Origin of the sequence: Mycobacterium sp. 852002-51613_SCH5001154 (assembly GCF_001667425.1) — a bacterium.
Lineage (GTDB): Bacteria > Actinomycetota > Actinomycetes > Mycobacteriales > Mycobacteriaceae > Mycobacterium.
Window position 1 is genome coordinate 34981 of record NZ_LZII01000068.1, and the last position, 26136, is coordinate 61116.

28 protein-coding genes and 1 pseudogene are annotated in these 26136 nt (G+C 65.0%); 11 read left to right on the forward strand and 18 right to left on the reverse strand.

From position 1 onward, the window contains the following. Positions 1–11 precede the first annotated feature (11 nt). The 3 genes from A5750_RS26160 to A5750_RS26530 form a co-directional block, all read right to left on the reverse strand. On the reverse strand, positions 12–170 hold the full coding sequence (locus A5750_RS26160; protein ID WP_197505461.1) for a hypothetical protein: 159 nt from the start codon (positions 168–170) through the stop codon (positions 12–14). A 23-nt stretch (positions 171–193) separates the two neighbouring features. After that, positions 194–868, reverse strand: a complete 675-nt coding sequence (locus tag A5750_RS18575; RefSeq protein ID WP_066946140.1) for a DUF2510 domain-containing protein — start codon at positions 866–868, stop codon at positions 194–196. An 84-nt stretch (positions 869–952) separates the two neighbouring features. After that, entirely contained in the window at positions 953–1087 is a 135-nt protein-coding gene (locus A5750_RS26530; protein ID WP_255360735.1) for a hypothetical protein, read from the reverse strand. 167 nt (positions 1088–1254) lie between these two features. Between A5750_RS26530 and A5750_RS18580 the strand changes: the two genes are divergently transcribed. The 4 genes from A5750_RS18580 to A5750_RS18595 all read left to right on the forward strand — a co-directional run bounded on the left by A5750_RS18580 (position 1255) and on the right by A5750_RS18595 (position 3836). After that, a complete protein-coding gene (locus A5750_RS18580; protein ID WP_231989248.1) occupies positions 1255–1539 on the forward strand; it encodes a hypothetical protein in 285 nt (94 codons plus the stop codon). Between the two features lie 46 nt (positions 1540–1585). Beyond that, positions 1586–2071: a pyridoxamine 5'-phosphate oxidase family protein gene (locus tag A5750_RS18585; protein ID WP_067264815.1), complete on the forward strand. Its 486-nt coding sequence runs from the start codon at positions 1586–1588 to the stop codon at positions 2069–2071. Positions 2072–2151: 80 nt separating this feature from the next. Beyond that, positions 2152–2901, forward strand: a complete 750-nt coding sequence (locus A5750_RS18590) for a cutinase family protein (RefSeq protein ID WP_067264818.1) — start codon at positions 2152–2154, stop codon at positions 2899–2901. A 107-nt stretch (positions 2902–3008) separates the two neighbouring features. Then, complete coding sequence (locus tag A5750_RS18595; RefSeq protein WP_066946259.1) at positions 3009–3836, forward strand: isocitrate lyase/phosphoenolpyruvate mutase family protein; 828 nt, start codon at positions 3009–3011, stop codon at positions 3834–3836. Between the two features lie 15 nt (positions 3837–3851). Here the strand turns inward: A5750_RS18595 and A5750_RS18600 are convergent, their stop codons facing one another. The 3 genes from A5750_RS18600 to A5750_RS18610 form a co-directional block, all read right to left on the reverse strand. Further along, the gene (locus A5750_RS18600; protein ID WP_066946130.1) at positions 3852–4286 is read right to left on the reverse strand and encodes a DUF4383 domain-containing protein; all 435 of its coding nucleotides are present in this window, start codon (positions 4284–4286) and stop codon (positions 3852–3854) included. 231 nt (positions 4287–4517) lie between these two features. Then, positions 4518–5096, reverse strand: coding sequence for a cyclic nucleotide-binding domain-containing protein (locus A5750_RS18605; RefSeq protein WP_066946128.1), 579 nt, complete (start codon positions 5094–5096; stop codon positions 4518–4520). 143 nt (positions 5097–5239) lie between these two features. Then, entirely contained in the window at positions 5240–6796 is a 1557-nt protein-coding gene (locus tag A5750_RS18610) for a succinic semialdehyde dehydrogenase (RefSeq protein WP_066946125.1), read from the reverse strand. Positions 6797–7264: 468 nt separating this feature from the next. Here A5750_RS18610 and A5750_RS18615 point away from each other — a divergent pair, with 468 nt between their 5' ends. Next, positions 7265–8494, forward strand: a complete 1230-nt coding sequence (locus A5750_RS18615) for an acyl-CoA desaturase (protein WP_066946122.1) — start codon at positions 7265–7267, stop codon at positions 8492–8494. Positions 8495–9005: 511 nt separating this feature from the next. Here A5750_RS18615 and A5750_RS18620 read toward each other — a convergent pair. The 5 genes from A5750_RS18620 to A5750_RS18640 form a co-directional block, all read right to left on the reverse strand. Then, positions 9006–9473: a GreA/GreB family elongation factor gene (locus A5750_RS18620; RefSeq protein ID WP_066946119.1), complete on the reverse strand. Its 468-nt coding sequence runs from the start codon at positions 9471–9473 to the stop codon at positions 9006–9008. After that, positions 9466–10032 (reverse strand): GreA/GreB family elongation factor, encoded by a 567-nt coding sequence (locus A5750_RS18625; RefSeq protein ID WP_082948356.1) that lies wholly within the window; start codon positions 10030–10032, stop codon positions 9466–9468. The genes A5750_RS18620 and A5750_RS18625 overlap by 8 nt, the downstream gene beginning before the upstream one ends. Before the next feature lie 402 nt (positions 10033–10434). Then, the gene (locus tag A5750_RS18630; RefSeq protein WP_066946116.1) at positions 10435–11064 is read right to left on the reverse strand and encodes a hypothetical protein; all 630 of its coding nucleotides are present in this window, start codon (positions 11062–11064) and stop codon (positions 10435–10437) included. A 132-nt stretch (positions 11065–11196) separates the two neighbouring features. After that, positions 11197–12720 carry a CdaR family transcriptional regulator gene (locus tag A5750_RS18635; RefSeq protein WP_067264822.1) on the reverse strand — a complete coding sequence of 508 codons (1524 nt, stop codon included), beginning with the start codon at positions 12718–12720 and terminating at the stop codon, positions 11197–11199. 224 nt (positions 12721–12944) lie between these two features. After that, complete coding sequence (locus tag A5750_RS18640) at positions 12945–13157, reverse strand: hypothetical protein (RefSeq protein WP_156659147.1); 213 nt, start codon at positions 13155–13157, stop codon at positions 12945–12947. A gap of 212 nt (positions 13158–13369) precedes the next feature. Here A5750_RS18640 and A5750_RS18645 point away from each other — a divergent pair, with 212 nt between their 5' ends. Then, positions 13370–14077: a GAF and ANTAR domain-containing protein gene (locus tag A5750_RS18645; protein ID WP_066946256.1), complete on the forward strand. Its 708-nt coding sequence runs from the start codon at positions 13370–13372 to the stop codon at positions 14075–14077. Between the two features lie 42 nt (positions 14078–14119). Beyond that, complete coding sequence (locus tag A5750_RS18650; RefSeq protein ID WP_066946108.1) at positions 14120–14878, forward strand: GAF and ANTAR domain-containing protein; 759 nt, start codon at positions 14120–14122, stop codon at positions 14876–14878. A gap of 5 nt (positions 14879–14883) precedes the next feature. Here the strand turns inward: A5750_RS18650 and A5750_RS18655 are convergent, their stop codons facing one another. The 3 genes from A5750_RS18655 to A5750_RS18665 form a co-directional block, all read right to left on the reverse strand. Then, the gene (locus tag A5750_RS18655) at positions 14884–15687 is read right to left on the reverse strand and encodes a GAF and ANTAR domain-containing protein (protein ID WP_066946105.1); all 804 of its coding nucleotides are present in this window, start codon (positions 15685–15687) and stop codon (positions 14884–14886) included. Positions 15688–15748: 61 nt separating this feature from the next. Continuing rightward, positions 15749–17383 (reverse strand): fatty acyl-AMP ligase, encoded by a 1635-nt coding sequence (locus A5750_RS18660; protein ID WP_066946253.1) that lies wholly within the window; start codon positions 17381–17383, stop codon positions 15749–15751. Positions 17384–17946: 563 nt separating this feature from the next. Continuing rightward, a complete protein-coding gene (locus tag A5750_RS18665) occupies positions 17947–18408 on the reverse strand; it encodes a DUF5994 family protein (RefSeq protein WP_066946102.1) in 462 nt (153 codons plus the stop codon). Positions 18409–18794: 386 nt separating this feature from the next. Here A5750_RS18665 and A5750_RS18670 point away from each other — a divergent pair, with 386 nt between their 5' ends. Beyond that, positions 18795–19418 carry a DUF5994 family protein gene (locus A5750_RS18670; protein WP_231989249.1) on the forward strand — a complete coding sequence of 208 codons (624 nt, stop codon included), beginning with the start codon at positions 18795–18797 and terminating at the stop codon, positions 19416–19418. A 73-nt stretch (positions 19419–19491) separates the two neighbouring features. Here the strand turns inward: A5750_RS18670 and A5750_RS18675 are convergent, their stop codons facing one another. Together A5750_RS18675 and A5750_RS18680 are read right to left on the reverse strand one after the other, a co-directional pair. Further along, the gene (locus tag A5750_RS18675; protein WP_066946100.1) at positions 19492–19959 is read right to left on the reverse strand and encodes a DUF5994 family protein; all 468 of its coding nucleotides are present in this window, start codon (positions 19957–19959) and stop codon (positions 19492–19494) included. Positions 19960–20125: 166 nt separating this feature from the next. Further along, positions 20126–20929 (reverse strand): transglutaminase family protein, encoded by an 804-nt coding sequence (locus tag A5750_RS18680; protein WP_066946097.1) that lies wholly within the window; start codon positions 20927–20929, stop codon positions 20126–20128. A gap of 536 nt (positions 20930–21465) precedes the next feature. Between A5750_RS18680 and A5750_RS26660 the strand changes: the two are divergent. Together A5750_RS26660 and A5750_RS18690 are read left to right on the forward strand one after the other, a co-directional pair. Continuing rightward, positions 21466–21675: pseudogene (locus tag A5750_RS26660) on the forward strand (DUF5994 family protein); the annotation flags it as partial. Between the two features lie 229 nt (positions 21676–21904). Then, positions 21905–23416: a wax ester/triacylglycerol synthase domain-containing protein gene (locus tag A5750_RS18690; RefSeq protein WP_066946091.1), complete on the forward strand. Its 1512-nt coding sequence runs from the start codon at positions 21905–21907 to the stop codon at positions 23414–23416. Between the two features lie 42 nt (positions 23417–23458). On the opposite strand, the gene A5750_RS18695 is transcribed toward A5750_RS18690, so the two are convergent. Together A5750_RS18695 and A5750_RS18700 are read right to left on the reverse strand one after the other, a co-directional pair. After that, entirely contained in the window at positions 23459–24199 is a 741-nt protein-coding gene (locus A5750_RS18695; protein ID WP_066946088.1) for an ANTAR domain-containing protein, read from the reverse strand. Positions 24200–24242: 43 nt separating this feature from the next. Then, a complete protein-coding gene (locus A5750_RS18700; RefSeq protein WP_231989250.1) occupies positions 24243–25007 on the reverse strand; it encodes a GAP family protein in 765 nt (254 codons plus the stop codon). A gap of 906 nt (positions 25008–25913) precedes the next feature. Here A5750_RS18700 and A5750_RS25485 point away from each other — a divergent pair. Beyond that, positions 25914–26135, forward strand: a complete 222-nt coding sequence (locus A5750_RS25485) for an MbtH family protein (protein ID WP_082948354.1) — start codon at positions 25914–25916, stop codon at positions 26133–26135. Position 26136: the final 1 nt, after the last annotated feature.

The window sequence follows — 26136 nt, forward strand, 5'->3', positions numbered from 1 at the left end:
AAAGCGGTGGGCTATCCGTGATGCGGCGGTCGCTCGTCGCGGAGCCGGCGCTCGTCCGACGCCGCGCGCATCTGCTCCTCGTCGCCGTACCTCTCCAAATCCTCCGGCGGGGTGCGAACCCGCGGGGGCTTCGGTTCGGCCGGTGGTCGCTTTGGGGGTTCGGTGGACACGAGGCGATTATCCGCGCACCGGTCTACGGCTGAAAGGCCGGAAGAATGGTGCCGGAATCGCGTATCTCCCAGATGCTGGCTTTGGTGATGCCGTCGAAGTTGATCTTGTTCAGCGTTGCTCGCGAATACGTGAGGTCGATGGCGACCTGAGTCGAGGTGTTGCCGTACGGGTCGGTCATCGGGAAGGTGCCTTGCACGTTCACCGCGGAAGCGTCGGGATACGTCGCTCTCGCGTATTTGAGGATGTCGATGGTGTCCGTCCGGGCACCGTCTTTGATCAGCTGCTCGGTGTAGTTGTCACGAATGGCGAATCGGGCGTTGACCACGTCGCCGTTCGGGCCTGGAGCAGTCGTGAAGGTGACCCCGTCCGGCTTCTTGGGTCCGGCCGGCGTCGACGGCGCCACCTCGGTCGGCGGTCCCGCGGTGGCCGAACTGCTCGGGGTCGATTGGGCGTCCTTCTTGGGGTCGAATACCCAGGTTTTGCCGACGACGATGAGCAGGACGAGGAAGCCCAGAGCCGCCAGGGCCAAGGCCGCCTTACCCGGAGTGTCTTTCTTCGGCGGTTCCGCGGCGAACGCCCACTCGCTAGTCCAGCTGGTGCCGTCGAAGTACCGTTGCAGCCCGTGGCCTACCCCTGCGGGATCGGGGTACCAGCCCGGCGCCGATTGGGGCGGGGGCGGCGCCTGTTCGAATGGCATCTATCCATTTTCGTCGTGAGTGAGGCTTCTCGGCTACCCGCCGCGTCGGCCACTCGAAACGGATCCCTTTGGTGAGCTCGCCCTTCAGTCCTCGCGGTCCGGCTCGGTCAGTTCCGGCGCGTTCTCACGCGTCGCCATTCCACCTTCGCCCCCGTGATCCGCGGGACCGGGGCGGCCACCCTTGGGCTCGTCGTCGTCCTTCTTCGAATGCTTGCCCATCGCAACCTCCTTCGTCGACCGAAGGACTACCCGCCGCGGCACGATCTGAAGACCCGAGGCCGGATATGAACTCGAGATGGCCCAGGCGTGACGGTTCGGCATGACGTCCGACGTTCGACGCGCCGGTGTGGCCGCTCCAGGCTATGAATCTAGGAGTGAGCAACCAGGTGAACCTGACCCAGCAGGAAAGCTCGTTGATCGGCGAGAGTGATCCCGAGGCTCTCATTCGCATGGACGAGAAGTCGCTGAAGGATTTGCAGAGCCGGCTCAGGCAAGCGCGCGACAAGAACTTCAGCTTGTTGCGGCGTCGGGGTGCGGCTCGGGTTGAGGCCGAAGGCGCCCGCGGCTCCGCCCAGCCCGCCAGCGAAAAGCGCGGCGAGAAGGTGGAGATATTCGACCAGGCGCTGGCTCGGGTGGGCGAGCGCCTTAGCGCCATCGGTGGGCCCGAGTAGCAGCTGAGTGTCCGCCCGGGTCCTACTGGGTAGGAGTACGAATGTGATGAACACCCAGCAGTTGGCCGAGGAGCTCGCCCTCGCCGGGGCACAGAAGCTGCTCTCCGGCTCCATGGCCCGGCTTGCCTACAACGGGCACGATGGCTTCCCGCGAGTCGTCCCGGTCGGTTTTTACTGGACCGGCGAACGCATCGTCGTCTCCACCGCACCCACCGCCCCGAAAGCGCGAGCGCTATCGGCACGTCCGCAAGTGGCACTGACGATCGACACCGGCTCCGCACCGGAAGAGGCGCAGGCCCTCCTGGTACGCGGGCTAGCCACACTGCAAACCGTCGACGGCGTCACCGAGGAATATCTCGCGGCGGCGAAAAGCTCGATGGACGAACCGCAACTCGCCGACTTCGAACGCAACGTACGGTCGACGTACAAGCAGATGGTGCGCATCTCGATCGAGCCGCTCTGGGCGCGGTTCTATGACTTTGGCGCCGGGCGGTTACCCGCGTTCCTCGCAGAGCTCGTCGAGGATGGCTAGCCGGCAATACAATTCGACGACGCTGGTCAGCGCACGAAAACTCGTGGTTTAGAAACCGCATGTGTTGGGCACACACGGCCATGACCGCACGTCACGTAGTCCACTTCCTTGCTCCCGCGGTCGTCGCGGCGGCGGGCGTCAGCGCTCCGGTCCTCGCTTCTGCAATTCCGTTCGCTTCCGCCGAGCCATGCCCGGACGTGCAAGTGCTGTTCGCCCGCGGCACGGATGACCCGCCGGGTCTTGGCCCGACCGGACAGGCGTTCATCGACACCCTGCGCCCGCGCGTCGGCGCAAAATCGCTAGACGTCTATCCCATCAACTACCCCGCCACCCACGACTGGACGAACGCTGGCGAGGAAGGGATCAGAGACGCGGGGGCGCATGTCGTTTCGACGGCGCACGACTGCCCCAATACCAAGATGGTGCTCGGCGGCTATTCCCAAGGCGCTGCCGTGATGGGCTTCGTCACCTCGGCCGCCGTACCGGCTGGAATCGATCCGGCGGCCGTGCCCAAACCGCTGGACCCCGAAGTGGCCAACCACGTCTCGTCGGTCGTGCTCTTCGCACTGCCAAGCGAAAAGGCGATGAACTTTTTCGGCGAGCCGCCGGTCGTCATCGGTCCGCTCTATCAGGCCAAGACCATTCAGGTATGCGCCCAGGGAGACCCGATCTGCTCCGACGGGATGAACTTCGCCGCACACGACACGTACTCGACCAACGCGGCCATGATTGACCAGGGTGCGGCGTTTGCGGCCAGTCGTCTCGGGCCGGCGGGCGCCGCTCCTGGCGCACCGACGACCGCCGTCGGCTTCCCGGGCGTTCCCGGTTAATCGCGGCTCCGCCTCGTTTGAATACCAAGGCGCACAGGCTATTTCGCGTCTAGGGTGCACCGGACGGCGGCCTGGCGAGTTCACTTGGGCGCGAGCATAATCGGGTGGTGGACTCATACGGCGACCTCCGCGCCCGTTTTCGCCGGCTGCATCAACAGGGGTGTTTTCTCATCCCGAATCCGTGGGACGCCGGTTCGGCAATCGCGCTCGCAAAGCTCGGCTTCCCGGCACTGGCCACTACGAGCGCCGGACTATGCTTCGCGCGGGGTCTGCCAGACACGGTGACCGCGCTCTCCGTCGACGAGGCACTGAACAACATCGCCGAAATAGTGGCCGCGGTCGGCGTGCCCGTCAACGCCGATTTCCAGGCCGGTTATGCCCAAGATGCGGGCGAGCTCGCGCACAATGTGGCGCGCTGCGTGGCCACTGGCGTAGCCGGCCTCTCCGTCGAAGACGGCACCGGCATCGCCGGCTCGCCGCTCTTCGAGCTGGCCGAGGCGGCCGACCGCGTTCGCGCTGCGCGTTCGACGATCGACGACTCGGGGGCCGACGTCATGCTGACCGGCCGCGCGGAATGCTTCCTCTACGGCCACCCCGACCCCCTCGCCGAGGCCATCAGGCGGCTGCAGGCTTACGCCGAGGCGGGAGCCGAGGTGCTCTTCGCGCCGGGGATCCGGACCAAAGCGGACATCGCCAGTCTCGTCGACGCGGTGGCTCCGTATCCGGTCAACGTCCTGGTGTCTTCCGACACGGGGCTGACGGTGACGGACCTCGCGGAGCTGGGGGTGCGACGGATCAGCGTCGGCTCCGCTTTCAGTCGGGTCGCGTGGGGTGCGTTCCTGGCCGCCGCGCGGAAGCTGATTGAGGGCGGGTCCTTCGAGGGACTAACCGGAGCCGCGAGCTTCGACGAGCTCAATACGCTATTCGCCGAATAGTCTCCGGGCGGCGAGCTACCGCACTTTCCGGAGATCGGCGAGCGAGTTCTTCAGCCCACCATCCAGTCGAATCTGCACGGCCGCCACGGCGACCATCACCCCCGCGGTCACCAAGTGCACCACCGCGTCGGTGGTGTTGTTGGGGAAGGTGAAGACATAAGCCACTTGATGCGAGAAGAAAGCCCAAATGCCCGGCAGCGCACCGGCTACCGCGGCGAGCAGCAGATATAGCACGGCCCAGGACTTGCGCAGCGCCAACACCAAACCGGGAGCGAACAACGCGAGACCGGCGACGGCATGCCAGCCGTTGTAGTCCATCCCGAGTAGCTGGACGGTCGGCGCGGCGGGACCGGTCGCGAAGCTGGGATTGACGATGAGGCCGATCACCGCCTGAACGACATGAAAAACGCAAATGATCAGCAGCCCGATCTGGGCGAAACTCCACCTCACGCTGCACCCCCTTGTGCCGGCGGGATACCCGGATACTACGCGCGGTAGTAGATCCTGGTCAATCCTGCTCAGTGGGGGCCGCGGGCGCGCCGTCGGCCCCGGCCGGAAAACGCCGCCACCGTCCGCACCGTCGCCCAGCACCGACCTTCGTCACGGATGGTCCGGAATGATAAGGGGCGGAACGAGATTGAAAACACGCCGGAAAGGCTGTGGCCACTTCTTGCGCAGTGGCTACGCGGTGCTCTTCCGTTCGACCCACTGATTAAGCGCGTCCTCAACTGCGGTCACTACGTCCACACCCGCGCTGTTGGCGGTTTGCTCAAACCGCTCGACCAACTCGGTGCGGACTGAGACGTCCAACCTCGTGCGCGCTGGTTTTGGCTTCGGCGGCAGCTCTACCGGCACGTGTCGCGCCACGGATGTGTCGATGATTTCGCGAAGTGCCGGTATCTCGTCGAGCATTCTGGCGAGATCAGCGCGTTCGATACGCAAGACCTCGGCCGGCCCCATCGTCGTCACGGTCGCAGAACGCAGTTTCCCACGGTGGAGTGCGGATTCGCCGATCACCTCGCCCGGACCCAGGACGGCGACGCGGTCCCGCCCGATGTACACACCCACCTCCCCGCTTAGCAGGATGTAGCAGGAGTCCGAGGGCGTCTGTTCATGAATCAGGGGCAATGGGGCCGACGTCGCAGTGCGATGCGCTGCTCGGGCGAGGCTCAGCAGGTCAGCATCGGAGAAGTTGTCGAAGGTGGCGTACTGGCGTAACCGACGAGCGTCTTCCTCATATTGCTTCGCATCGGCCTTCATGGCGGGCTCCTGACGTGCGATGTGACGCTATATCGAGGAGCGTAACGCGGATTTGCCATACCGATGGCAGAAGACCGCGAAGTAATCCAAAACGGCCCGCCGACAGGACTGAATGCGGTAGTTGCGAACGTGAAAGCCGGAAGTCAGTTCCGCCCGGGAAGCCTCATCATCGCGCGCACGACGGGGACTAGCGACTTCTGCCACAGCGTTCCCGGAATGCCAAGCGGCGGATCGAGATTGAACACGCGCGCGGTCGCGATCGTCTGCGACTCGGTGTACTTCAGCAGGCCCTCGGCACCGTGTCGGCGGCCGACGCCGGACTGCCCCATCCCGCCCATCGGGGCACCCAAGCTGCCCCATGCGAACGCGTAACCCTCGTTCACATTCACCGTTCCCGACCGCAGCCGGGCGGCGATTTGCTCGCCCTCCGCGGAGGAGCCGGCCCACACGCTGGCGTTGAGCCCGTACTCGGTGGCGTTGGCCTTTTCGACGGCTTCATCCACGTCGGCGACGGGGTAGATCGACACGACCGGCCCGAACGTCTCGTTGGCCGCACACTCCATTTCCGGCGTGACGTCGGCGAGCACCGTGGGCTCGTAGAACAGCGGCCCGATGTCGGGCCGCGCGTTGCCGCCCGCAATCACTTTGGCGCCCTTGGCTTTCGCGTCGTCGACGTGGTCGGTCACGGTGTCAAGCTGACCCGCGGAGATCAGGCTCCCCATGTCGACCGAGAAGTCGTACGCGGTGCCCAATTTCATGTTGCGCACCGCGGCGCCGAACTTGCCGACGAAGTCGTCGGCGATGTCCTTCTCGACGTAAATCCGTTCGATGGAGATGCACAACTGGCCGGCGTTCGAGAAGCACGCGCGGGTGGCCGCCTTGGCGGCCTTGTCGAGGTTGGCGCCCCGGGTGACGATCATCGCGTTCTTGCCCCCGAGTTCGGCCGAGAAGCCGATCAGCCGACGGCCCGCGTGTTCGGCGAGCTGCCTGCCGGTGGCGGTCGAGCCGGTGAACATCAAGTAGTCACAGTTGTCGATGATGGCAGTGCCGACCACCGAGCCCGGCCCGGGCACGATCGCGTAGAGGGCTCGCGGCAGGCCGGCCTCGTACAAGAGCTCGGCACACGCCAGCGCGCAATATGGGGTCTGGCTGTCCGGCTTGAGCACCACCGCGTTGCCCGCCAGCAGCGCCGGCACCGAGTCGGACGCCGTCAGCGTCATGGGGTAGTTCCACGGCGAGATCACCCCGACCACGCCCTTGGGCTGGTAGACCACCGTGGTCTTGCCGATCGCCGGGAGCAGCGCCTGCACCTTGCGCGGTTTCAAAAGGTCGGCGGCGACGCGCACGTAGTAGTTCGCATTCGCCATCAGATCGACGATTTCCTCCTGTGCCGCCCAGCGGGCCTTTCCGGCCTCGGCTTGCAGGAGATCCATCAGGAACTCGCGGTTCTCGACGACCAGGTCGCGATACCGGCTGATGACATCGATGCGCTCGGAGACCGGGCGGTTCGCCCAGTCGGTCTGAGCCGCCCGCGCCTCAGCGAATGCCGCCTCGACGTCTTCGGCCGTGCCGATGGGGATCGTGGTCAGCGGCTTGCCGGTGAAGACCTCGTCGATGGTCCGCCTCTGGCGTGCGGCGGGGTCTTTGATCGCGGCGAGCTGACGCAGGCGGTCGAATACCTCGGCTGGCGGTGCGGGCATGTTGTTACCTCCCCTGTGAGCACAGCGTTCAGGCCACCAGCCTATCCGGATGAATTGCCGGGGCGTCGGCGTCGTCGAGGACGGCGGCAAGCTTGCGTTCGACCGTCGCCCGCTGCCGGAGGTCTACGCGCCATCGTGTTGCGGGAATCTTGTCGGTAGGTCTACGGTCAGCAGTCACGGCGTAGAGCCGAAAAGACAGGTGCTTAAGCAGATGGCTCAGCCTTCCGCCGGACCTCTGGGTTCCGGACAGGTCGCCGCACCGCCCAACTCCGGTGGTGAGGGCGGCGACGACGGTGGCTCGTTGCCGCCGTTCTGCTGTGCCAATTGAGAGCTCACCTTGCGGCAATCCCCGTGTTCCCCCAACAAGATCGGACGTGACCCAGAATGCTGCGGTTCGCAAACCTCTCCTGGCTGCGCGTCGTTGCGCGGCCGTCGCATGCCGCCGGGCGCGAATCGTGCCCCGCCTAGATGGCCATCACTGAAGTCTCCGAATACGCCCACCTGAGCGGCACGGACCTCGAGGAGCTCGCAGCCGCGCTGGAAGCGATACGCCGCGATATCGAGGCTTCGCGCGGCGCCAGGGATCGCGCATACATCAAGCGCGCCATTGCCTTTCACCGCGCCCTCGAGATCGCGGCGAGGCTGGCCATCGCCGGCAGTAAAGGCAAGTTTGGCTGGAGCGTCGGAACCGCCACCCTGGCCGCGGCCAAGTGCATCGAGAACATGGAACTCGGCCATAACATCAGCCACGGTCAATGGGATTGGATGAACGACCCCGAAATCCATTCCAGTACCTGGGAGTGGGACATGGCCGGTCTGATGTCGCAGTGGCAGTACTCCCACAACTACCGGCACCACGTTTTCGCGAACGTGGTGGGTGTCGACGACGACCTCGGATTCGGAGTCATGCGGGTCACTCGAGACGAGCCATGGCGGCCGCACGCGTTGGCGCAGCCGTTCCGCGCGGTGCTGTTGGCGCTCTTGTTCGAGTGGGGTGTCGCACTGCACGGCTTGTATTCAGTGCAGGATCGTGATGAGACGGACGCCCGAAGGTCGGCCCACAAGGCAGCACTCCTGCGCAAGGTTGCTCGCCAGGCCGGCAAGGATTACGTCCTCTTCCCCGCGTTGAGCCGCCGGCGGTGGGGGAGCACGCTCACCGCCAACGTGGTTGCCAACGGGCTGCGCAACGTGTGGGCATGCGTCGTCATCTTCTGCGGTCACTTCGCCGACGGTGCGGAGAAATTCACGCCGGCAGTTCTCGACGATGAGACCAAGCCCGAATGGTATCTGCGACAAATGTTGGGCACGGCCAACTTCCGGGCCGGGCGGGTGCTGGCGTTCATGACTGGAAATCTCTGCTATCAAATCGAACATCACCTCTATCCCGACCTGCCCAGCAACCGCTACCCGGAGATCGCCGAGCAGGTGCGCGCCCTGTGCGTCACCTACGACTTGCCGTACACGACCGGCTCGTTGCTGCGCCAGAACCTGCTCACCGCGCGCACCATCTGTAAGTTGGCGCTTCCGGACTGGTGCTTGTCCGCTACCGCCGATGACGCGCCGGAGACGGCGTCCGAGGACAGATTCCGGAAGGTCGCGAGACGAGCGCGCTTGTCGGGTACCGGGCACGATGTACGGCACCGGGGATTAGCGACGGCAATACTCGGTGCTAAGCGCGATCGAAGGAGATGGCGCTAGTAGGCGGTGAGCACCAAGGCGCCGCGCTCAGCGCTTCTTGTCGTGAAGTACCGAATCGGTGGACGCGGCACTGGCCGACTTCCCCCGCTTGTCGGCGCGCTTCTCCTTCAATGATTTTCCGGACTTCTTGGTCATGGATTGTCGAGGAGACTTGTCGGACATCACTGGCCCTTCGTATGGGGGCCTGATTGGGTCCCGGTTTGGCCGACTTTACCCCACGGCGGAGCTAGTCCGGGATGACTCAGCCGCTGGCCTCGCCGGTGCCATGGCGGCCGCGATGGCCTGGCCGGTGGTCGCGGGTGCGTATACGAGGCTGGCGCGTGGGAGCCTGGCGCAGCGCGGGGCGCGGGTATGGAACCGTCACATTCGCCCATAAGCAAGCGCCATGATCAGAAAAAGCGCTGCCAACAGAAGGAACATCATCACCAGCGGGTCGACTACCTCGAATAGCATGCCAGCACAACCGATTGCGATCCACAAGCACTAGGCATTGCGGGCTTCGTGGCCGGCATCAGTTCGTGCCGGCGAGGTGGATGCCGTATGGCACTGCGTCCAGCAGCGTGACGGTGAGTCCGTCACCGCTGGGCAGCACGTACCTGCGCTGCTCACCGGGACGCGCCCCCGTGATGGCCGCTCCCAGCGGGGAATTAACCGAATAGACCTCCACGTCGCCGTACTCGGCGCCGCGCGCGCCCAGCAGGAAGGTCTCGACGTCACCGGTGTCGTCGTAGCGGACGGTCAAGACCATGCCGGGTTCGGCGACCCCGTCGTCGGGCGGATCCTCGCCGACGACGGCGTTGACCAACAGGTCATGGATCCGTTGAATCCGCAGCCGCCATGCGCACTGGACAGCCGTCGCGCCCTCGTCAGCGTCTTCGCCAAACGCGTTGCTGCCACGCGACTCCCGCAGGGTGGCTAACTCCCGCTGGAGCCGCACGTAGGCCTGCGGCGTGAGCCACACGGGCTGCACGCTAGTCATGTTCGTTCCCCTTTCCCTCAATGGTGGTCAATGGCTGCCGGTCCGAGACTCCGTTCCCGAACGTATGACGACCGAAATCGTTGCGGGTTTGCGCATCTGGTGATGCAGCCCGATACGGAACGACCCTGAGCAGGGTCACGGGCCGCCCGGTGTCATGCGGAATCGCATAGATGCGCTGCTCGCCGGGGCGAGCGCCGGCGATACACCGGCCCAGCGGCGACGCCATCGAATACACCTTGATGTCGGCGCCTTCTGCGCCCCGCCGGCCGAGCAGCAGCGTTTCTGTTTCACCGTTGGCGTCGTATCGGATGGTCACCACCATGCCCGGGCCCGCGCTCCGCTCGCGTGCGGGATCGTCACGCACTACGGCCGTGGCGAGCAGGTCCTCGATCTCGCGGATGCGTTTTGCCCGTGCCGCGGGGCGCGCGCCGCGGTGCCCGCCGTAATCCATGGCGTCGTCCGGGACTTCGATGCTCCGCCGGGAGCGCAGCGCGGCGAGTTCGTCCTGCAGGCGGCGCCGGTGCTGCGGCGTTATAGAGACAGGTGCACATCTGGTCATCGCGTTGTTTCCTTTACTGAGTAGGGATGTCGTCAGGGACGGGCCGGCGTGTGGCAGCCGTCCCTGACGACGCGGAGCCCGTGAGGGGCAAGCGTGCGTCGGAATCACCATGCGGCGCCGCGACGTCCGGTTTGCCGCGCTATGGAGGAGATACGTTGTCCGCCAAAGCGATACGTCGCGTCCGTCGCTCACCGCACACCTCTGCTTCTGGATTCCGAACCGGTACCTCCATGGTGGCCTGCTTGGACTCCAAGGCGCTTGCATCAAATGAACAACCGCGGCATACGCCATTGTTCGGACCCGACAACGCGATTTGCCGGGAGAACCTGCGCCGAACAGCCCCAATCCCCGCAGGCGCTACTGCGGGGACTGGGTGTCCGATGGCTGGTCGCCTTCCTCAGCTCACCGTTGCCCGACCAATCGGTCGAAGTCGTGCTGCCAGCGGGTGTAACGGGCTTGGTCGAGGGCGTGCCGGGCGCCGGCGAACGAAGCGGCTACCGCGGCGCTTACGGCACCCCAGATCGCGACCGCGATCGTGACCGCCTCGGTGCGCGGCGACAGATTCGGCCGGGTCAGCGGCGAACCGTGAGCATCGACCCAGATCTCGACCTCGTCACCGACTTTGGCCGCGGGGGGTGCGGCAATGTCTCCAGTGCGCGCTGCCCCGGCGAAATCCCATTGGGCAGGCATCTGGACCGTCCGGCTGTCGAATTTCCTCGGGGCGTGGCTGTCCGCTACGACCGTCGCGGTCACCCGGCTGCGAGTTTGGACCTGCTCCGCGTAAATGCGGCTCCGCGAGTCATAGACCGCGGTGCCGACGGCGGCGGCGATCGGTACGGCGAACAGTGACACCGCGACGGCCAGCACCAGGAGCAGCGCCTCGACCCGGTCGCTTGCCCGTAGCAGCGGGTTGCGACCGAACAGCCGAGAGAACAGCCTTCGCGGCAACGGCACGGTGAACGTCTCCAGCACGGCGTGGTCGCCCGGCCCGCGCGGGCACGGCGGTCGATCGTCGTGACGCGGGGTAGTCATCGGATGTCCTATCGACGGATCGGGTAAAGGCCGTGGTTGCTCACCTCGATGGTGGCGCGGGTGGACGCCGCACGGATTGCCGAGGTCCGACAATGGCGCCGCCGCTCATTGTCGGATTACGACAGGGTTCGCTCAATCGATATCGGTGGCCGCGAGTTCGATCATCATGGCCAGCCGCTTCCTGGCGTCATCCAATGGGAGATTGGTGATTTCGGCCATCTTGCGGAGCCGGTAACGCACCGTGTTTTCGTGTACTCCCAGTCGCTCACCGGCTTCGGCCGGGTCGCCGAGCGCCCCTAGCCACGCCCGCAGCGTGGCGAGGTAGTCGGTTCCGTGAGCGCGGTCGTGGCGGCCCAGCTCGGCCACGGGTCCACGAGTCGGAGACCGGCCGGCTCGCGCCGCGGTCCGCAACCGCTGCAGCAGGATGTCATCCCACGATTCGTCGTAGGCGGGGGGCGCGGATCCAGGCGATGCCTCGTGCAACGCCAGGCATTCGTCGGCCTCCTGACGCGCAGCGGCCAGATCGGTCACCGCGGCCGGCCCGCTGACGCCGGCCAACAAAGCCACCCCTTCGGGTAGGGCCGCTCCGAGACCGACGACCCAGTGGCGCGCCACCGAGGCCTGCTCTCCGGGCAGCACGGTGTAGATGGTGTTGCCTGCCAAGGCGCTGCGACCGGGACGCGACCAGCCGAAGCCGGCGGTGGCGCGCTCGAACGCCAACAGCAGGGCGGCGTCGCGTTTGGCCCCGACGGACGCCTGCAGGGCGATCACCCGCAAACCGCTCTGCGGCAGGCCGAGCTTGCTTGCCGCCGTGGCGGAGTCAGCGCTGCCTTCCAGTAACCGGATCACCAGTTCGGATTCGACCTGACGCTCGAGGTCGGCGCTGGCCTGGGACCGCAGTAGGTGCAGGGCCACCGTCTGCGCGCCCTCGGCCAAGGCGTCCCTCCGCGTTTCCTCCAGCGGATTGGAGCAGGCTACCCAGACCGACCCCATCAGTTCTCGGCCGGAGCGCACCGCCGCGACCATGCGCCCGGTCATGCCGGACTCCGCATCGCCCTCGACGAACACCGGCTCGTCCGAGTTCGTCAGATGGGCGAATACGCCACGGGCATCGAACAGGGCGCGCAGCCGGTCCGGAGTCTGTCGGCCCAGAATGATCTCGGCCTGAGCCGGGTCGGCGTGTTGCTGGAGCCGTGAATACGCGAGCACGCGCAACAGTGCATCGTGAATGACAACGGGGCTGCCGACGGCGTCCGCCAGGCTATCCGCCAGGGCGAACAGATCCGTCGGGCCTCGACCGGCGGCGGTTTCGCGGCCCTCCAACACCAGCCCGTAGATGACCGCGGCCACCTCGCTCCACGAGAGCGACTCGTCGACCAGCATCACCGCACCGACCCGGGTGTCCTCGTCCAACGTCATCGGCTCGGCATTGTCGCGCGTCAACACCACAACTGCATGTGCCGAGCTCGCCCAGCAGACCGCTTCATCGAGCGAGCCGGCGTCGATTGCCAGCAGTACGTCGCCCAGCACGGCCCGCTTGGTAGCCACCTCGTGGATGACCACGCTGCGCAGCTCGGTCGACCTGGGCACTGACGACCAACGCAGCCGGACCCCATAACCGCCCAGGACATTCACCAAGCGGTCCAAAGTGATCACAAGCGACTCCCCGGCTGCGAAGAAATCAGAGGATTTTCTTTGTATCTTCCCCTCACGGGCAACATGCGATTGTCGAATTCCCGGGGCCCCGAAACAGCCCGTTGATGCACGTCGATTGACGATGTTCTCTTCGCCGGTTATCCCGAACACGGCCTATTCGATGGTCATGTTCGACGTGCATTTCCGCTCAACGTTAACCCCATTGCGCGGGTGAGCGGGTTTCGTTACTCCCGAACCTGGCGATTGACGAGGCCCGTGACATACCGCGCATCGATCTCTTCGCCGCCGTCGCCGTAATAGACGCGATGGGGCCCGCTGGCGGTGTCATCGGCCGTGCGCGTCACCTTGATCCACCTGCCCGTCGTGGGATCTTGCAGCATGTCACCCTCGCGGATCTCCGACAGCGGCACTTTCTCTATCGCATGTTCAGAACTCATTGCTCTCCCGAATCGTCGTGGTTTTGACCTGTGGCCACCTCGTGGGATCGTCCCGGCGATCACGTTGACGATTCTCTTGCGGACGCCGATGGTCAATCGCGAATCTGATCGTGGCTCGTCAGGCGTCGCGATTAGTGGAAGGGTGGGCAAATGACATCCTCGCCGGGATCCGCGGGCGCTTCTGCGGCCGGCCGGCCTCCGTTCGGCTGAATGTGGCGATCCACGAGCAGCTCCTCGCCGCCGTCGATGGCCGGCGGGGGGTAGACGCGGCTGACCGCTTGTGCGAGGCCTGCGTAAATCTGTTCGACGTTGCCGCAGCGGCGATTTCGCTCGTTTTCGACGGCGCGAGCAGCGGAACCCTGGGCGCCAGCGACAAGGCGGCACGCGAGTACGACGAACTCCAGTTCGTACTCGGGGAGGGACCGTGCCTGGACGCTGTCAACCGGAGAATTCCGATTCTGGTCGTCGATCTCGCCGATCCCGCAGAGACTCGCTGGTCCGCGTATGGGCCCGCCATGCTGGCCAACGAGATCAGGGGCGTCCACGCGATACCCGTCGTCGTGGCCGGCGAATTCGTCGGCGCGCTCGACCTGTTCCGGACGGAACCGGGCCCGCTGCCTGACGAGGCCTTAGTCGGTGCGGTTGCCGCCGCGGAGCTCGCCGCCATCCCGCTGTTGGATTTGTTGGAAGGCGACTTGCAGGCCGCCGTTAGCGATCCCGACAGCAATGCGTGGGCCGAACTCAACGTGTTGAGCCGCGCGGAGGTCAGCCAGGCCACCGGCGTGCTGGTCGCCCAGCTGGAGCTTGAGCCTGCCGAGGCATTGGTCCGGCTGAGGGCCCACGCCTACGCGACCGGTCGCAGCGCTACCGACGTCGCCCGCGACATTCTCGACGGCCGCGTGAGGCTCGAGCCGGACTAGTGCGCGTTTGGCGGACTCAAAATTTTTGAAAGGAGGCACGTCGTGACTGATACCCCCCGGGAAACCCGCGTGCTGAACGCCGTCGTTTCGCTGGTCGATAGCCTGCTCGACGACTTCGACGTGGTCGAATTGCTGACGGGGCTCACGGAGCGTTGCGCCGAGCTGCTCGACATCGAGGCCGCCGGGTTCCTGCTCGCCGATCCGCTCCGTCAGCTTCGCTTGTTGGCCGCCACCTCGCGACAGGCCCGCGAGATAGAACTCTTCGAGCTGCAAGCCGACCAAGGTCCGTGCGTGGACTGCTACGCCACCGGCGAACCGGTCTCCATCGCCGACATTCAACTGGCGACGGAGCGGTGGCCACGATTTGTTCCGGCCGCACTCGATGCGGGCTTCGCCTCGGTGCACGCGGTCCCGATGCGGGCAGCCGGACTCGTGTTGGGCGCGCTCGGTCTATTCGGCACCCGCAGCGGCGAGCTCAACGGCGCCGATCTGCTCGTTGGCCAAACGCTGACCCACATCGCGTGCGTCGCGATTCTGCAGGAGCATCCACCGACCCCGGCCACCGTGGTGCCGCGGCTGCGATCCGCGCTGACCAGCCGCGTCATCATCGAGCAAGCCAAGGGGTTCCTGCACGAAACGCTGGATGTGCCGGTCGAGGAGGCGTTCCACCTGTTGCGCACCTATGCGCGGGCCGAACGCCAACGCCTGACCGACGTTGCGAGCCGATTGATGACCGATCGGGATTCCCGCCCTATCCTGCTGGCCGCCCTGGCCGAACTAGCCGCCGGGCCAGCGCATTAAGCGGTTCAGTGGTGCCGCGACCGGGCTCGCCGCACGGCCTCGTCGACCAACCGCTCGGCGACTGCGTGCAGCTTGATGTTCTCAACCTGGCTGATGCGGGAGAGGCGTTGGAAGGCCTCCTCGGCGTTGGCGCCCGACCGGCTACGGATGATGCCGATCGCCTGATCGATCACTGCGCGGCTGTTCAGCGCGCGCTGCAGTCGCGTTGACCGTTCCTGTGCGCTGGCCAACAACTGCGCGTTGTAAACCGAGACCGCCGCGGGCTTGGCGAACTGGGCTCCCAACCGGACGGCGTGCTCGGCAAAGGCGTCCCGGCGGGTCGCATAGGCGTTGATCGAGCCGATCAGCTCATCGCCGACGACGAGCGGCAGCGCCAGCGCGGAGTGGATGCGCATCCGGGCCACGCGTCCACCGAAATGCGGCCAACGACTGTCGCTGCCCAGCGAGCCGCTGACCGTGGGTCGCCGGGACTGCATGCAGGTGATGCACGGCCCCTCGTTCAGCTCTTCGTACTGAATGGTGTCGATCTCCTGGACCAGTAACTGGGTCGCTGCCCAGGTCTGGGCGCTGGGAATGCCGAGACGTTGATCGATCAATGCGACGCCCGCACCGTCGACGCCGGGGATCGCTTGCGCGGCGAACTCCGCGACGTCTCGCAGCAGGTCCATCACCCCCTGCGCGCCGGCCACGAGTGCGGCCACTCGGTTGAGCCCGGCATGCAAATCGGCCTCGTCAGCCTCGCGTTCGGTGGGGGAGAGGTCGGGCTTTGGTGGCGTTTTGCGACCGGGTTGGGCATCGAACTCGGTCACGTGCCCTCCTCCCGTGCCGCGGATGAACGACAAATCTACTCTTCGCCGCGCCCGGAGGACTTCAGCCGACGAGCGCCAACGCGTGGGCGCGCCGGAGCTTGCCCGATGGCGTCTTGGGGATCGTTCCCGGTTCGAGCACGACCACGTTGCGGGGTCGGACATCGACCTCCGCGACCACTTCGTGTGCCACCTGCTGCTCGATGCGGCGCACCTCGGCCGGGGTCTGCCAATTCTCGCATTCCACGGCCACGGCGAACGTCTCGCGCGAATGACCTGCCTCCAGTCGTACCGCCACGGCGCCTCCTGGCCGGACCCCGCAAACTCGCGTGGCGGCGCGTTCGATGTCGGCCGGGTAAATGTTTCGCCCGGCCATGATGATGACGTCCTTGACACGGCCGCAGACTACAAGGCGGCCCGTCTCGGTGAAGTAGCCCAGATCGCCGGTGTCGTACCAGCCTTGTTCGTCTTGTGCCGCGACGAATCCGGCGATCGTTTCGTAACCGAGCGTCACCGGCTCACCACGCACCTCTATGACGCCGACAGCCCGGGCGGGCAGGATGGCGCCGTCTTCGTCGACGATGCGCGCCTCGAGCCCCTCGAGCAGACGTCCAAGCGTGGCCAGTCGCCGGGTTTTGCCCTTGGTGGCAGGGACCGCTCGGTGCAGCACGGCGAGCAGGTCGGCGTCGACCTCGTCGATCAATAGGCCTGCGCCGCAATCGGAGAACGACACGGCCACGGTGGTTTCGGCCATGCCGTATGCGGGCAGGATCGCGTCCGGACGTAAGCCGAACGGCTTGCCAGCTTCACAGAGCTCCTCGACGTCGGCGGGCTCGACCTGTTCGGCACCCGAGAGGGCCCATCTCAGGGTCGACAGATCGAACTGGCCGGGCCGGGCCAGCTTGCGAAGGCGTTTGGCGAACAGCGTGTAAGCGAAGTTCGGCGCCGCGGTCATCGTGCCCCTGTACTTGTCGATGAGCCTGGCCCACAACAACGTGTCGCGAAGGAAGTCCATCGGCGTGACCTTGACCAGTTCTGCGCCGAAATACATTGGCACGGTTAAGAACCCGGTCATGCCCATGTCGTGGAACAGAGGCAGCCAGCTCACGATCACGTCGGTATCGATGTCGACGTTTGCGCCGAGGAACATCGCCTCGGCGTTGGAAACGACATTGCGGTGTGAGATCCGTACCGCCTTGGGCGACCCGGTGGAGCCCGAGGTCAACTGCAGCAGCGCAACGTCGTCTTCGGCGGTCTCGACCGGACCGATTGGTCGGCTGTCGAGCAGCCCCTCGATCTGGAGTACTCGCATTCCCAGCTGGGACAGCAGTGGGGCCGCGGCCATGAATGGGTCGGAGATGACGACCGTTGTGGCACCGATCATTTTGATGACGGCGATGGTCTCATCGGCCCAACGGCGAAGGTCGGTCCGGGGAGTGGGTTGGTGAAGCATGGTGAGGCTGGCGCCGCGCATCCAGACGCCCTGCCCGGTGGGTGCGATCTCGGCAGGGGCACCGGCCAGGACCGGGACGGCATCACCGGGGCCGACGCCGGCGGCGGCCAAGCCACCCGCGATCCGGCGGGCACGCCCGTGCACCTCGCCCCAGGTATGCCGGACCGGGCAGTTCGGCTCGCCGGTGACCAGACCTTTCGAGCTGGATTGGGCGGTGTCATACATGGTCTCGGTGAATCTACTCAAGGCCATTCCTTTGGCTTCGGTGCCGCGTCGACCTTCCACTTCGAGGTGAAGCGTTCGGCAGCGCGCACGCGTGATGACTCCAGCGTCGAAGTATTGAGCCGGCCGCAATCACTTGAGCGCCGGCACACGGATGGATGCCGCGGAAGCCCGTCCCTTTCAAGGCTCCTCCCCAAGGGCCGTCGTTGCGGTCGAAGCGAGTCAAAGGATTCAGGCCAACTAAAGGTATAAGCATACGGGGAAATGGGTGAGGCATGCGGCATCACTACCAGGTGCGGCGTGTTGTCTGCGAGGCGCAGAGAAATGGGCCTCCGCCATTATCGATCCGGACGCACAAACTCCGTTTACCGTCGGATCAGCCGGGCAATGCAGACCCGTTGCAGCGGGGACCTCTAAGAGATCGCCGCCGGACGGTTCCGAGCGGCTGGGGAGTCAACCGTGATAACCACCATAGCGCAGGTTGCGCAGTGCGAGGGTCATTATGTGACCCACCATGCCGAACGGCCGTATTGTTTGTGCCTTCGCCGCCATTCCGCGGGTGGCTGGTGAAGCCGGGCGGCGACTTGTCATCGCGCCGGTTCCTCGAAAAAGTCGGTGCCGGAATAGCATTGGCGCGTAAGTTGCCGCATCCGTCCCGCATTCATCGGTTGTGCGCAAGAGGAGACCTCGCCGAGCACACGTTGCGCCTCCTCGGAATTCGAAGGCGCCAACACGAACAACACCGCGTCGCGCGAATGCGTACCCATGAGGTAGATGGTGTCGCTGAAAACCAGCCGATATGCATGCAACGAGACCATTTCGCTATGGCGAATAAGCCGCGCCGGCGCGGGCAACCATGCGCTCGAGTCGTAAATGACTCGGTGCACCGCGCCGATCCATAAACCGAAAACCGCAAGCAGGTCGGGTAGCTCTAGCCTCAGGTCGAGGCTCTTTGGCCACCACGCCCCGTCCACCGCAGCGGGGGTGGCGTCACGTTCGCAGAGAACCAATCGGGTGGCGCTGGAAGGGCTGGAAGTAACAAGCGCCACCGCGACGCTCCCGTCGTCTAGCGTGCTATCGCAGACGGCTACCGAAGAGGGCGGTACTCGACAAACCCACGATAGTGGAAGCATAACCCCACGGGCAGCGAGACGGCCGATGAATCGCGGTGCACGTTGCTCATCGTGGCTTTTCAATCGGCAAGTGACAGTTTGTGGTTGACCGCGGACCGCGCGGGCGGGCCGAGCGCAGCCGTCCAGCCGGCGACACCGGAGCAGATAGTGGCGTAACGTCGGTAACGAGCTGTTTCGTTGTCGGCGGTAGTCTCGGAAGTGATTACCTTTGGAAGTAATTACCCATCGAGATCACGGGCAATGCAATTCCTCCGTCGGCCCCGTTTCGCGGGTTGATCGTTTCAAGCTGCGAAGGATTGCCCGTGAAGCCCACAACGCCGTTTACCAATCATATTGGGGCCCAGCTGGATCGAACAATAGGCCGCAGCAGTGAGGCCGTGGAGAAATCGCGCGACGGGACGACGCTCTCGGTTGAAGACCCGACTCCCCGCACGATCAATTCGGGTGGGGAACGGCGGTCCGCGAGCCCGGTACGCCTCACCCTGGCCGGCCGACTCGGGAACAAGATCGATGGAGCATGGTGGCCCCGTACCGGCCTGATCTCGCGAGAGCTGACCGAATTGGTGTCTATCTTGGACGTGCCATTAGGGCAGGTCCTCGACATCAATGTCAATTGGTCATCTTTGCAACGCCAGCACGACCTGAATTGGGATTGGGGACTGGGCGCACGCCCGCACGTCATGACCGTCGATGGCCGTGATGCGCGGGCGAAGCTGCTGATCGTCCCGCACCGGACCGGTACCGCCCTCGCGGTAATGGTCTTGCGCCGCGCCGCCGGCCTGCCAGTGTATGCGGCACACCGCGATTCGCACGCTTTCCACACAGCCGACTGCATTGTCCGCACGGCCCGCGGCGAGCAGATGTTCGAAGTGCGCCGCTCGCGGCGCGCTGGCGTGGCGCCGTTACCTCAGGGCCCGCAGGATTGACACCGTCCGGGCCCGGCATGAAGCCGTCCTGCGGCCGGATTCACTGATTGCCAAGGATCTTTAAGTGACGACCCTATTCGCGGGTTTCCGTTTTCTCGCTGCCGATCATGAGGCCCTCGACGGTCGAAGCATCGCTTGGGTGGGCCGCGGTCATCATGATGGCATGCGCCCGGTCTGGGTCGGCATCCGGTGAAACGACCAACAAGACGGTTTTGGGACCGTTGAGGCCGAGGACTCCGACGGTATTGACCGGCTGACGGCGATATCCGTCGAGTCGCACCGTTCGCCCTCCGGTGAGGAATTTCGCGGGTGGCCTTGTCCATTCGTTCACGTTGTAGACCACGCGGCCAATCGGTCCGAGTCGAACGGACAGCACCGACAGCAGGTCTGGCAGCTCTGCGGCGAGGTCGTCACTGTGTGGCCACCACGCACCATCGACGTACCCGCTCGCCGGCGCCTTTGGCTTGAGCCGCAAGCGCGGGGTGTGCTCCGGTGGTACGTGTCGGCGCTGCGCATCGAGATGGTCGATTTTCGGCGTCATTGCGACGCTCCCGCCTTGACCGCGAAACGGCCAAATCATTCGAATCGGCGACGAGATGACTTTGACTAGTCAGGTACGAAGTATCGCCGACAATTCGTACCCTACTCGGGCGGTCGACAACGGGCCACACCAAGACGGTTGTGTGGTCCGCCGTTCGGGGCCGTTCTCAGCGGATCGAAACAAGTTGGTCGATGGAATCCACGGGCAACTCGCCATCGACGACCGCGGTCACCAGCATCTGGTTGAGCGTGATCGCGCCTTTGTGATTGTCGAGGAACGCGGTGTCGGCGGCGTCACGACCGGTAGCGATGCGAACCAGGGTTTGCCGCGGCGCAAGCAGCGTCGCGTCGACAACCCGCCACTGCCCCTCCACGAAGGCCTCCGCCACCGCATGAAAGTCCATTGGGTACACGCCCGGCGCATAGACGGACACCAAGCGGGCCGGTACGTAAACCGCCCGTAGCAGTGCCACCACCAGATGCGCGTAGTCGCGGCACACACCTTCACCGGCGAGCAGTGTGTCCACCGCCCCGTCGATCGGATCGCTGGAGCCGGGAACATAATTCAGTCTGGTGCCGACCCATGAGCTCACGTGCTCCAGCAGCGTGGCCGAATCGCGGTCGTTACCGAATTCCGTTGCGGCGAAACCATAGAATTTATCGGACTCGGCGTAGCGGCTGGGCCGCAGATACATCGACAGGTCATATTCGGTCACCGGAGCCGGGTCGGTTCGACCCACGACGGTGGCGGAGTAGTCGACTTTGAGGGTGCCGACCGGTGCGTCGAACTTGTGGATGCGGTTGCCATGCACTCCGCCGACTTCCAGAGGCTGGATGGGCTGTCCGTTCAAGACGAAACTCAGCGACTCGGAGACCTCCAGGCGCGGATGCTGAGCGACAGCAATCTGAAATTCGAGTGTCGTGGACGCGGTGATTTCAACGTCCATCTCGGCGCTCACCACTCGTCTCATGGCGCGATGATGCGCCAATATCTTCCGATTCGCCAGCGAGGTCGCGTGTGCTGGCGCGGCGGCCGAGGTCCAAGTCTTCTGTCTTTGCCGCAGATGGCATACCCTGAAAGTCAGTGGCGAATCGGGCAGGTTGCGTTCTGGGTTTGCTGCTAGACGGCCGTTGGTGCGCAACTGTGGTGTTAAGCAGTCAGCACCAGGCCGGCCGCCGTCGAAATTTCGCTGTGTGAACAAACGCAGCACCACTCTCCGAATTGTCGGTATTCAGCGGCTACCACCGGTCTTGGCGCCCCGGCAGCGGAAACTCAGCGTTCCCGGGATGTGGCTCGACCCGTGGTCCGGCCCGTGCTGTGCGTCGCCAGGCCTTGTGGTGGACTGACCGCGCCGGGCGGCGCCTTGGTTGCTGGCTCTCGTTGTTGTCGAGCAGTTCGGAGTAGGGTTGGAAGCGAATCATCGGTTTTCCGTTTGTGATCGTTCTGGTTCAGGTGGGCGTCGATTCGAATCATTGGCCGTCTCGCGGTCAAGACGGGAGCGTCGCAATGACGCCGAAAATCGACCATCTCGATGCGCAGCGCCGACACGTACCACCGGAGCACACCCCGCGCTTGCGGCTCAAGCCAAAGGCGCCGGCGAGCGGGTACGTCGATGGTGCGTGGTGGCCGCACAGCGACGACTTCACGGAGGAGTTGCCAGGTCTGATCGCGGCTCTGTCGATTCGCCTGGGCGCGGTCAGTTGTGTGCTGTTCAACCACCGCATAACGAGGGACACCGCGCGGGAGCGCTGGGAGTCACAGTGCGGGTCCGAACTGACTGAAGCCGGGGCGGACCCCCAACCTCCAGCGTCGTCGTACACGCCGTTGAACTCGAGATCCAGCTCCGCGAACTGAAAGAGTAACTTGGCGAGCCTCGTAACACTCTGTCGTCCAAGGTGATTGGGCACTGCTCGAAAGGAATAGTGGCGAAGGGAATGGTGCACCGATGGTGACGCGATTGGCGGGGACCGACGCGCTGTCACTGCACACACAGAGTTCGAAGGCACCTGCGGACACGCTTACGCTGGTCATCGTCGATGATCCGTCCACCGTGCTCAGCCACGAGAAGCTACATCGGCTGGTGGCCGCGTCGCTGCCGCAATTGGCGCGCTTCCGCAGCCGCCTGGTGGCCAAGCCGTTGGGCATGGGGCAGCCAGTGTGGGCCGAGATCGACGACTATGACCCTTTCCCACAAATCCATTGCGCAACGGTTCGCCCTCCCGGTGGGCGGCGCGAACTTGCCGAGCTCGTAGCGGAATTGACCGCTCGGGGACCGGATAGCCGTCACCGGCTGTGGGAAGCGTGGAGCGTCGACGGCCTGCTCGACGGCCGTTGGGCGTTGGCGGTAAAGATGTCAGCCGCACTCAATGACGGGGTCGCGGGGGCGGCGTCGATGTGGCCCCGGCTGCTGACTCGTAAACCGCGCGCCCATCCTGACCGAAGCCTGCCGTCCGAGTCGACGTTAGGCGCGGCGCCTTCGGTCGGCGAGCTCGTTGTCGATTTGGTGGCCGAGATGGTCGAGAATCATGTCACCGGCGGGTGGCTGATCGCCGAGGCCGTGTCCAATGCGCTGCGGGCGGTGAGTGGCCGGTTGTTCGGCACGAGTGGACGGGATCCCATGGCCCACGGCGGGTCGTCGATGAGCGGTCCGGTACCGCACACGCTGCTCAACGCGCCGCTGACCAAGCGGCGCGCGGTGGCCTTCGCCTCGATCCCGCTGGCAGACCTGAAAACGGTCAATAGCGCCTTCGGGGGCAGCATCACCAACGTCGTTCTGGCGGCCTGCACACTGTCATTGCGCGCCTGGCTGCAGAGTCACGACAAGGTGCCCACGGATCCGCTGCTGATGCGGATGCCTTTCGAATTGCCGGCCAGCGATCCCCCCAAAAGGGGAAAGGCGCTGACTAGCGGACGGTTTCGCATCCCAGTGCACCTCGACGACCCCGTACAGGTCCTCGCCAACCTCCATACCGCCACCGAAAGACTGAACGCCCTTCGGGGTCATAGCCGCCAAAGGCGGCCTCCTGCAGACGATGTGGACGCCATAGCGTCGCTCATCCCGCCGGCTGTGGCCAATCTGGGTATGCAGCTCTACACGCGGTCCGGCTTGCGGCACCAGCTCAAACCGATCTATCACGGCAGCGTCTCTTATACCGCCTTCGAGCCGGTGCCGGCGTACTGTGCCGGGGCCAGGGTCGTTGGCGTGCATACCGTGGCGCCGCTGTCGGAGGAAAATGGGTTGAACATCGCGCTGACCACCCGTGGCGAGGAATTGGATGTGAGCGTGTGTGTGTGCCCCGACAATGTGCCCGCGGTCGACGACATCGCGACCGGGATCGCGCACGGTGTGGACATCCTCGTGGCGGCCGCGCGGGAATCTCCTCGCGGGCAAGGCCGTTCCGTCGTCACGGAGCTGTCGTCACACCCCGCCCACCGTTCGCGCGACAGCGCATACTGACGGGCTCCATCAAGTCCCGGTGCTGTCTGTATGAGCTCAGCTCTAAGAGGGGGGATGGTCTATCTCGACCAGCCTGCGGGCGATCTGCTCGACCCTGGCGTTGGTGTCTTGGGAGAGTTTGACCAGCAGGCCGAACGCGGCGGTCGCGTCGACGTCGAATCGCTCCATCAATACGCCCTTGGCTTGGCCGATCGTGTCGCGCGTTTCGATGGCGCGCCGCAGTTGCTCGTTCTCGGCGACCAGAGCCTGTAGGCGTGCATCGCTGCGGGCGCTTTCCACCGCGTTGATCGCTTCGAGCGTATGAAGCACTTCGGCGGGTGTCCAGCAGCCGCCTTCATCGGCCGTGCGAGCCATTTCAGCGAGCAGCTGCCTTGCTTCGGAGATCTCTTCGACGCAGTGCGCCACGCCCACCAACTCGCCATGGTCGACCAGGGGAGCGTTGGTCGGACTCCATACCTTCGGCACGAAATGGTCGGGTGCGTCGGGGTCGGGGACGTCGTAGCGCTGGACCCGCATGTCGTGGGCGTGCCGGGTCCGCATCACCGCCTCCAGGGACGCCGCGAGGTTCGCCGTCCCGTTCGCTTGCGGATCGTTGGGATTATCGGGAAACGCGTCGAAGAGGTACCGACCGGGCAACTCGCCATGTTCCCGGAGGGTGACCTGCTCGTATGCGACGCTTGCCGCTCGAATTCGCAGGTCGCGGTCGAGGAGCAAGAACGAGCCACCCGACGAGCTTCGGTCCATCTCGTGGGCTATCACCTCGAACCGGTGTTGGCTCTCCACAGTCCAACCATTACCCGTTCACCCAGGCCAGTAATCCGATAGCTCAGAGGAGGTGCACGCCCTGGGCCAGCTGCGTGACCCCGACCACCGTGAACACGGTTAGGAGGATCTGCCGGTGGTAGGCGCGCACCCAGTCGTGCAGCTGCCGCAGGACGGCCTGGGTTCGAGCCGGCGCGGCCACATAACCCACCAAGATCATTTCGACGACGGAATACATCAGGACGACGAACGCGATCGAGGCGCCGACCTGCGTGGCAACGGCCGCCCTCGACGCCACGATGATCGCAAGGATGAAGAGCACGCCGTCGACCGGCACCGAGGCCAGCCCGACCACCCAGGCGATCCACAGCGATCCTTTCTCCCAGGCTTGGTGGGCGCGGTGGAGCAGGCGGCGCATTCCGGCGCGCTCTTCGTCGGGAACGTCCCGTGCGCGGCTCAGAAATCGTGGGAGCGCGATCGGCGTATCCGAGGCCGGCGCATTGCTCGAGACGCGGCCCTCCGCCCGCTGCCGCGTCGAGAAGCGCACTGCCATCACCGCGGCGATCGACAACGCGAGGACACCGAGCGCGATTTGGATGTGCGGGAGGGCGGAGTTCGCGGCCGGGGCGGCCGAACCGTGCCGGAAGGAGCCGAACGTGGATGTGAAGTTGAGCAGCATCAGCGGGGCAAGCAGCTCGGGCACACATATGGTGAGGCCACCGACCCAGTAGGCAAGCAGATTCGGCGCGGGTCGCGGCCGGGAGATCATCAAGAGGGCGAGGCCCAGACGCACCGGATTGAGTGCCGCCAGAATGCCCAGCCCCAGCACTGACCCCCACATTGGCGCAGCTCTACCCGCGGCAGAGGGAGTCTAAACAACCGCACTAGGGAATTGTGGCCTGTGCATCAATTCACATTTCCGCAGACCGGCGAGTCCGTCTTGAGCCACGAATCGTCTTTACCTGCAACAACTTCGAACAACTCCGTCCGCGCCCACGGATATGAACGCCCCGCCAATGCGGTGTGACACGCGCGTGCACCGCTGCCTCAGTCTCGAGCTTGAATTTTCCTCCCTGTGCCAGCAACGTTCGATCCCAGCGGTGGTCACGGTTCGGGTCAAACGACAGCAAGCGCCAGTGTCCGTGGATTCTGCCGAACGGGTGCTTGCCGCAAAGCGCACGCTGTTGCTCCAGCAATGCGGTACCCCGACGTCGGCAAATGGTGACCGTTGCGATCGTCACGCGCCGGATGTGGCGACGCCTGTCCTCCGGGCGAACGGGTGCCGGGACAAACGTTCGGTTTGCGCAGTGACGAGAACGTAGCGGTTGCGAATCTCTTATGCAGGAACGAAATTCACAGGTTTGACCGCACCTGCAGCCGGGTACTTGCGGAGCCGTGGAGTGCGACATCCAAAGTCGTGGTGCCCGCCTGTTGGCGGTTCGTTGGTGCGCCGACGGAAGCCCCCGCGGAGCGGCGCATGCGGTTCCAGGGTTACCGTTGACGTTGCGGACGGTATTGCGATTCGGGTCGGGGACACAACTGGGGCCAGAACCGCAGCCATGACGGTCACGTCACGGCGGGGATCTCCGCGAACCTCATCGGCGCTCGCATCGTGCCGGTGGGCAGGTCGGCATGCTGGTCGAAACTAACGGCCAATCCTGAAGCGCTGCACCACTTCTAGTGCTGCGCGCGCAGCGCTTCTGCGTATTTCATCTCTGTTGTAGGAGGTCGTCAGTTGCAGCCCAATCCATTCGATGATGCCAGTGGCAAATTTTTCGTACTAGTTAATAACGAGGAACAACACAGCCTTTGGCCCACCTTCTCCGACGTCCCGGCCGGCTGGCGAGTGGTGTACGGAGAGGCCGACCGCGCGGCCTGTCTCGACTACATCGAACAGAACTGGCCCGACATTCGTCCGAAGGGCATGCGTGACAGGTTCTCCGCTGCTGGTTTGTGAT

What these genes read in the sequence shown, in the direction of transcription:
- A5750_RS18590 (WP_067264818.1), top strand. Translation starts at nt 2,152, where the DNA reads ATGACCGCACGTCACGTAGTCCACTTCCTTGCTCCCGCGGTCGTCGCG.
- A5750_RS18605 (WP_066946128.1), bottom strand. Translation starts at nt 5,096, where the DNA reads ATGAAGGCCGATGCGAAGCAATATGAGGAAGACGCTCGTCGGTTACGC.
- A5750_RS18625 (WP_082948356.1), bottom strand. Translation starts at nt 10,032, where the DNA reads ATGACCAGATGTGCACCTGTCTCTATAACGCCGCAGCACCGGCGCCGC.
- A5750_RS18575 (WP_066946140.1), bottom strand. Translation starts at nt 868, where the DNA reads ATGCCATTCGAACAGGCGCCGCCCCCGCCCCAATCGGCGCCGGGCTGG.
- A5750_RS18640 (WP_156659147.1), bottom strand. Translation starts at nt 13,157, where the DNA reads ATGAGTTCTGAACATGCGATAGAGAAAGTGCCGCTGTCGGAGATCCGC.
- A5750_RS18675 (WP_066946100.1), bottom strand. Translation starts at nt 19,959, where the DNA reads ATGACGCCGAAAATCGACCATCTCGATGCGCAGCGCCGACACGTACCA.
- A5750_RS18620 (WP_066946119.1), bottom strand. Translation starts at nt 9,473, where the DNA reads ATGACTAGCGTGCAGCCCGTGTGGCTCACGCCGCAGGCCTACGTGCGG.
- A5750_RS18680 (WP_066946097.1), bottom strand. Translation starts at nt 20,929, where the DNA reads ATGAGACGAGTGGTGAGCGCCGAGATGGACGTTGAAATCACCGCGTCC.
- A5750_RS18630 (WP_066946116.1), bottom strand. Translation starts at nt 11,064, where the DNA reads ATGACTACCCCGCGTCACGACGATCGACCGCCGTGCCCGCGCGGGCCG.
- A5750_RS18690 (WP_066946091.1), top strand. Translation starts at nt 21,905, where the DNA reads ATGGTGACGCGATTGGCGGGGACCGACGCGCTGTCACTGCACACACAG.
- A5750_RS18615 (WP_066946122.1), top strand. Translation starts at nt 7,265, where the DNA reads ATGGCCATCACTGAAGTCTCCGAATACGCCCACCTGAGCGGCACGGAC.
- A5750_RS26530 (WP_255360735.1), bottom strand. Translation starts at nt 1,087, where the DNA reads ATGGGCAAGCATTCGAAGAAGGACGACGACGAGCCCAAGGGTGGCCGC.
- A5750_RS18585 (WP_067264815.1), top strand. Translation starts at nt 1,586, where the DNA reads ATGAACACCCAGCAGTTGGCCGAGGAGCTCGCCCTCGCCGGGGCACAG.
- A5750_RS18610 (WP_066946125.1), bottom strand. Translation starts at nt 6,796, where the DNA reads ATGCCCGCACCGCCAGCCGAGGTATTCGACCGCCTGCGTCAGCTCGCC.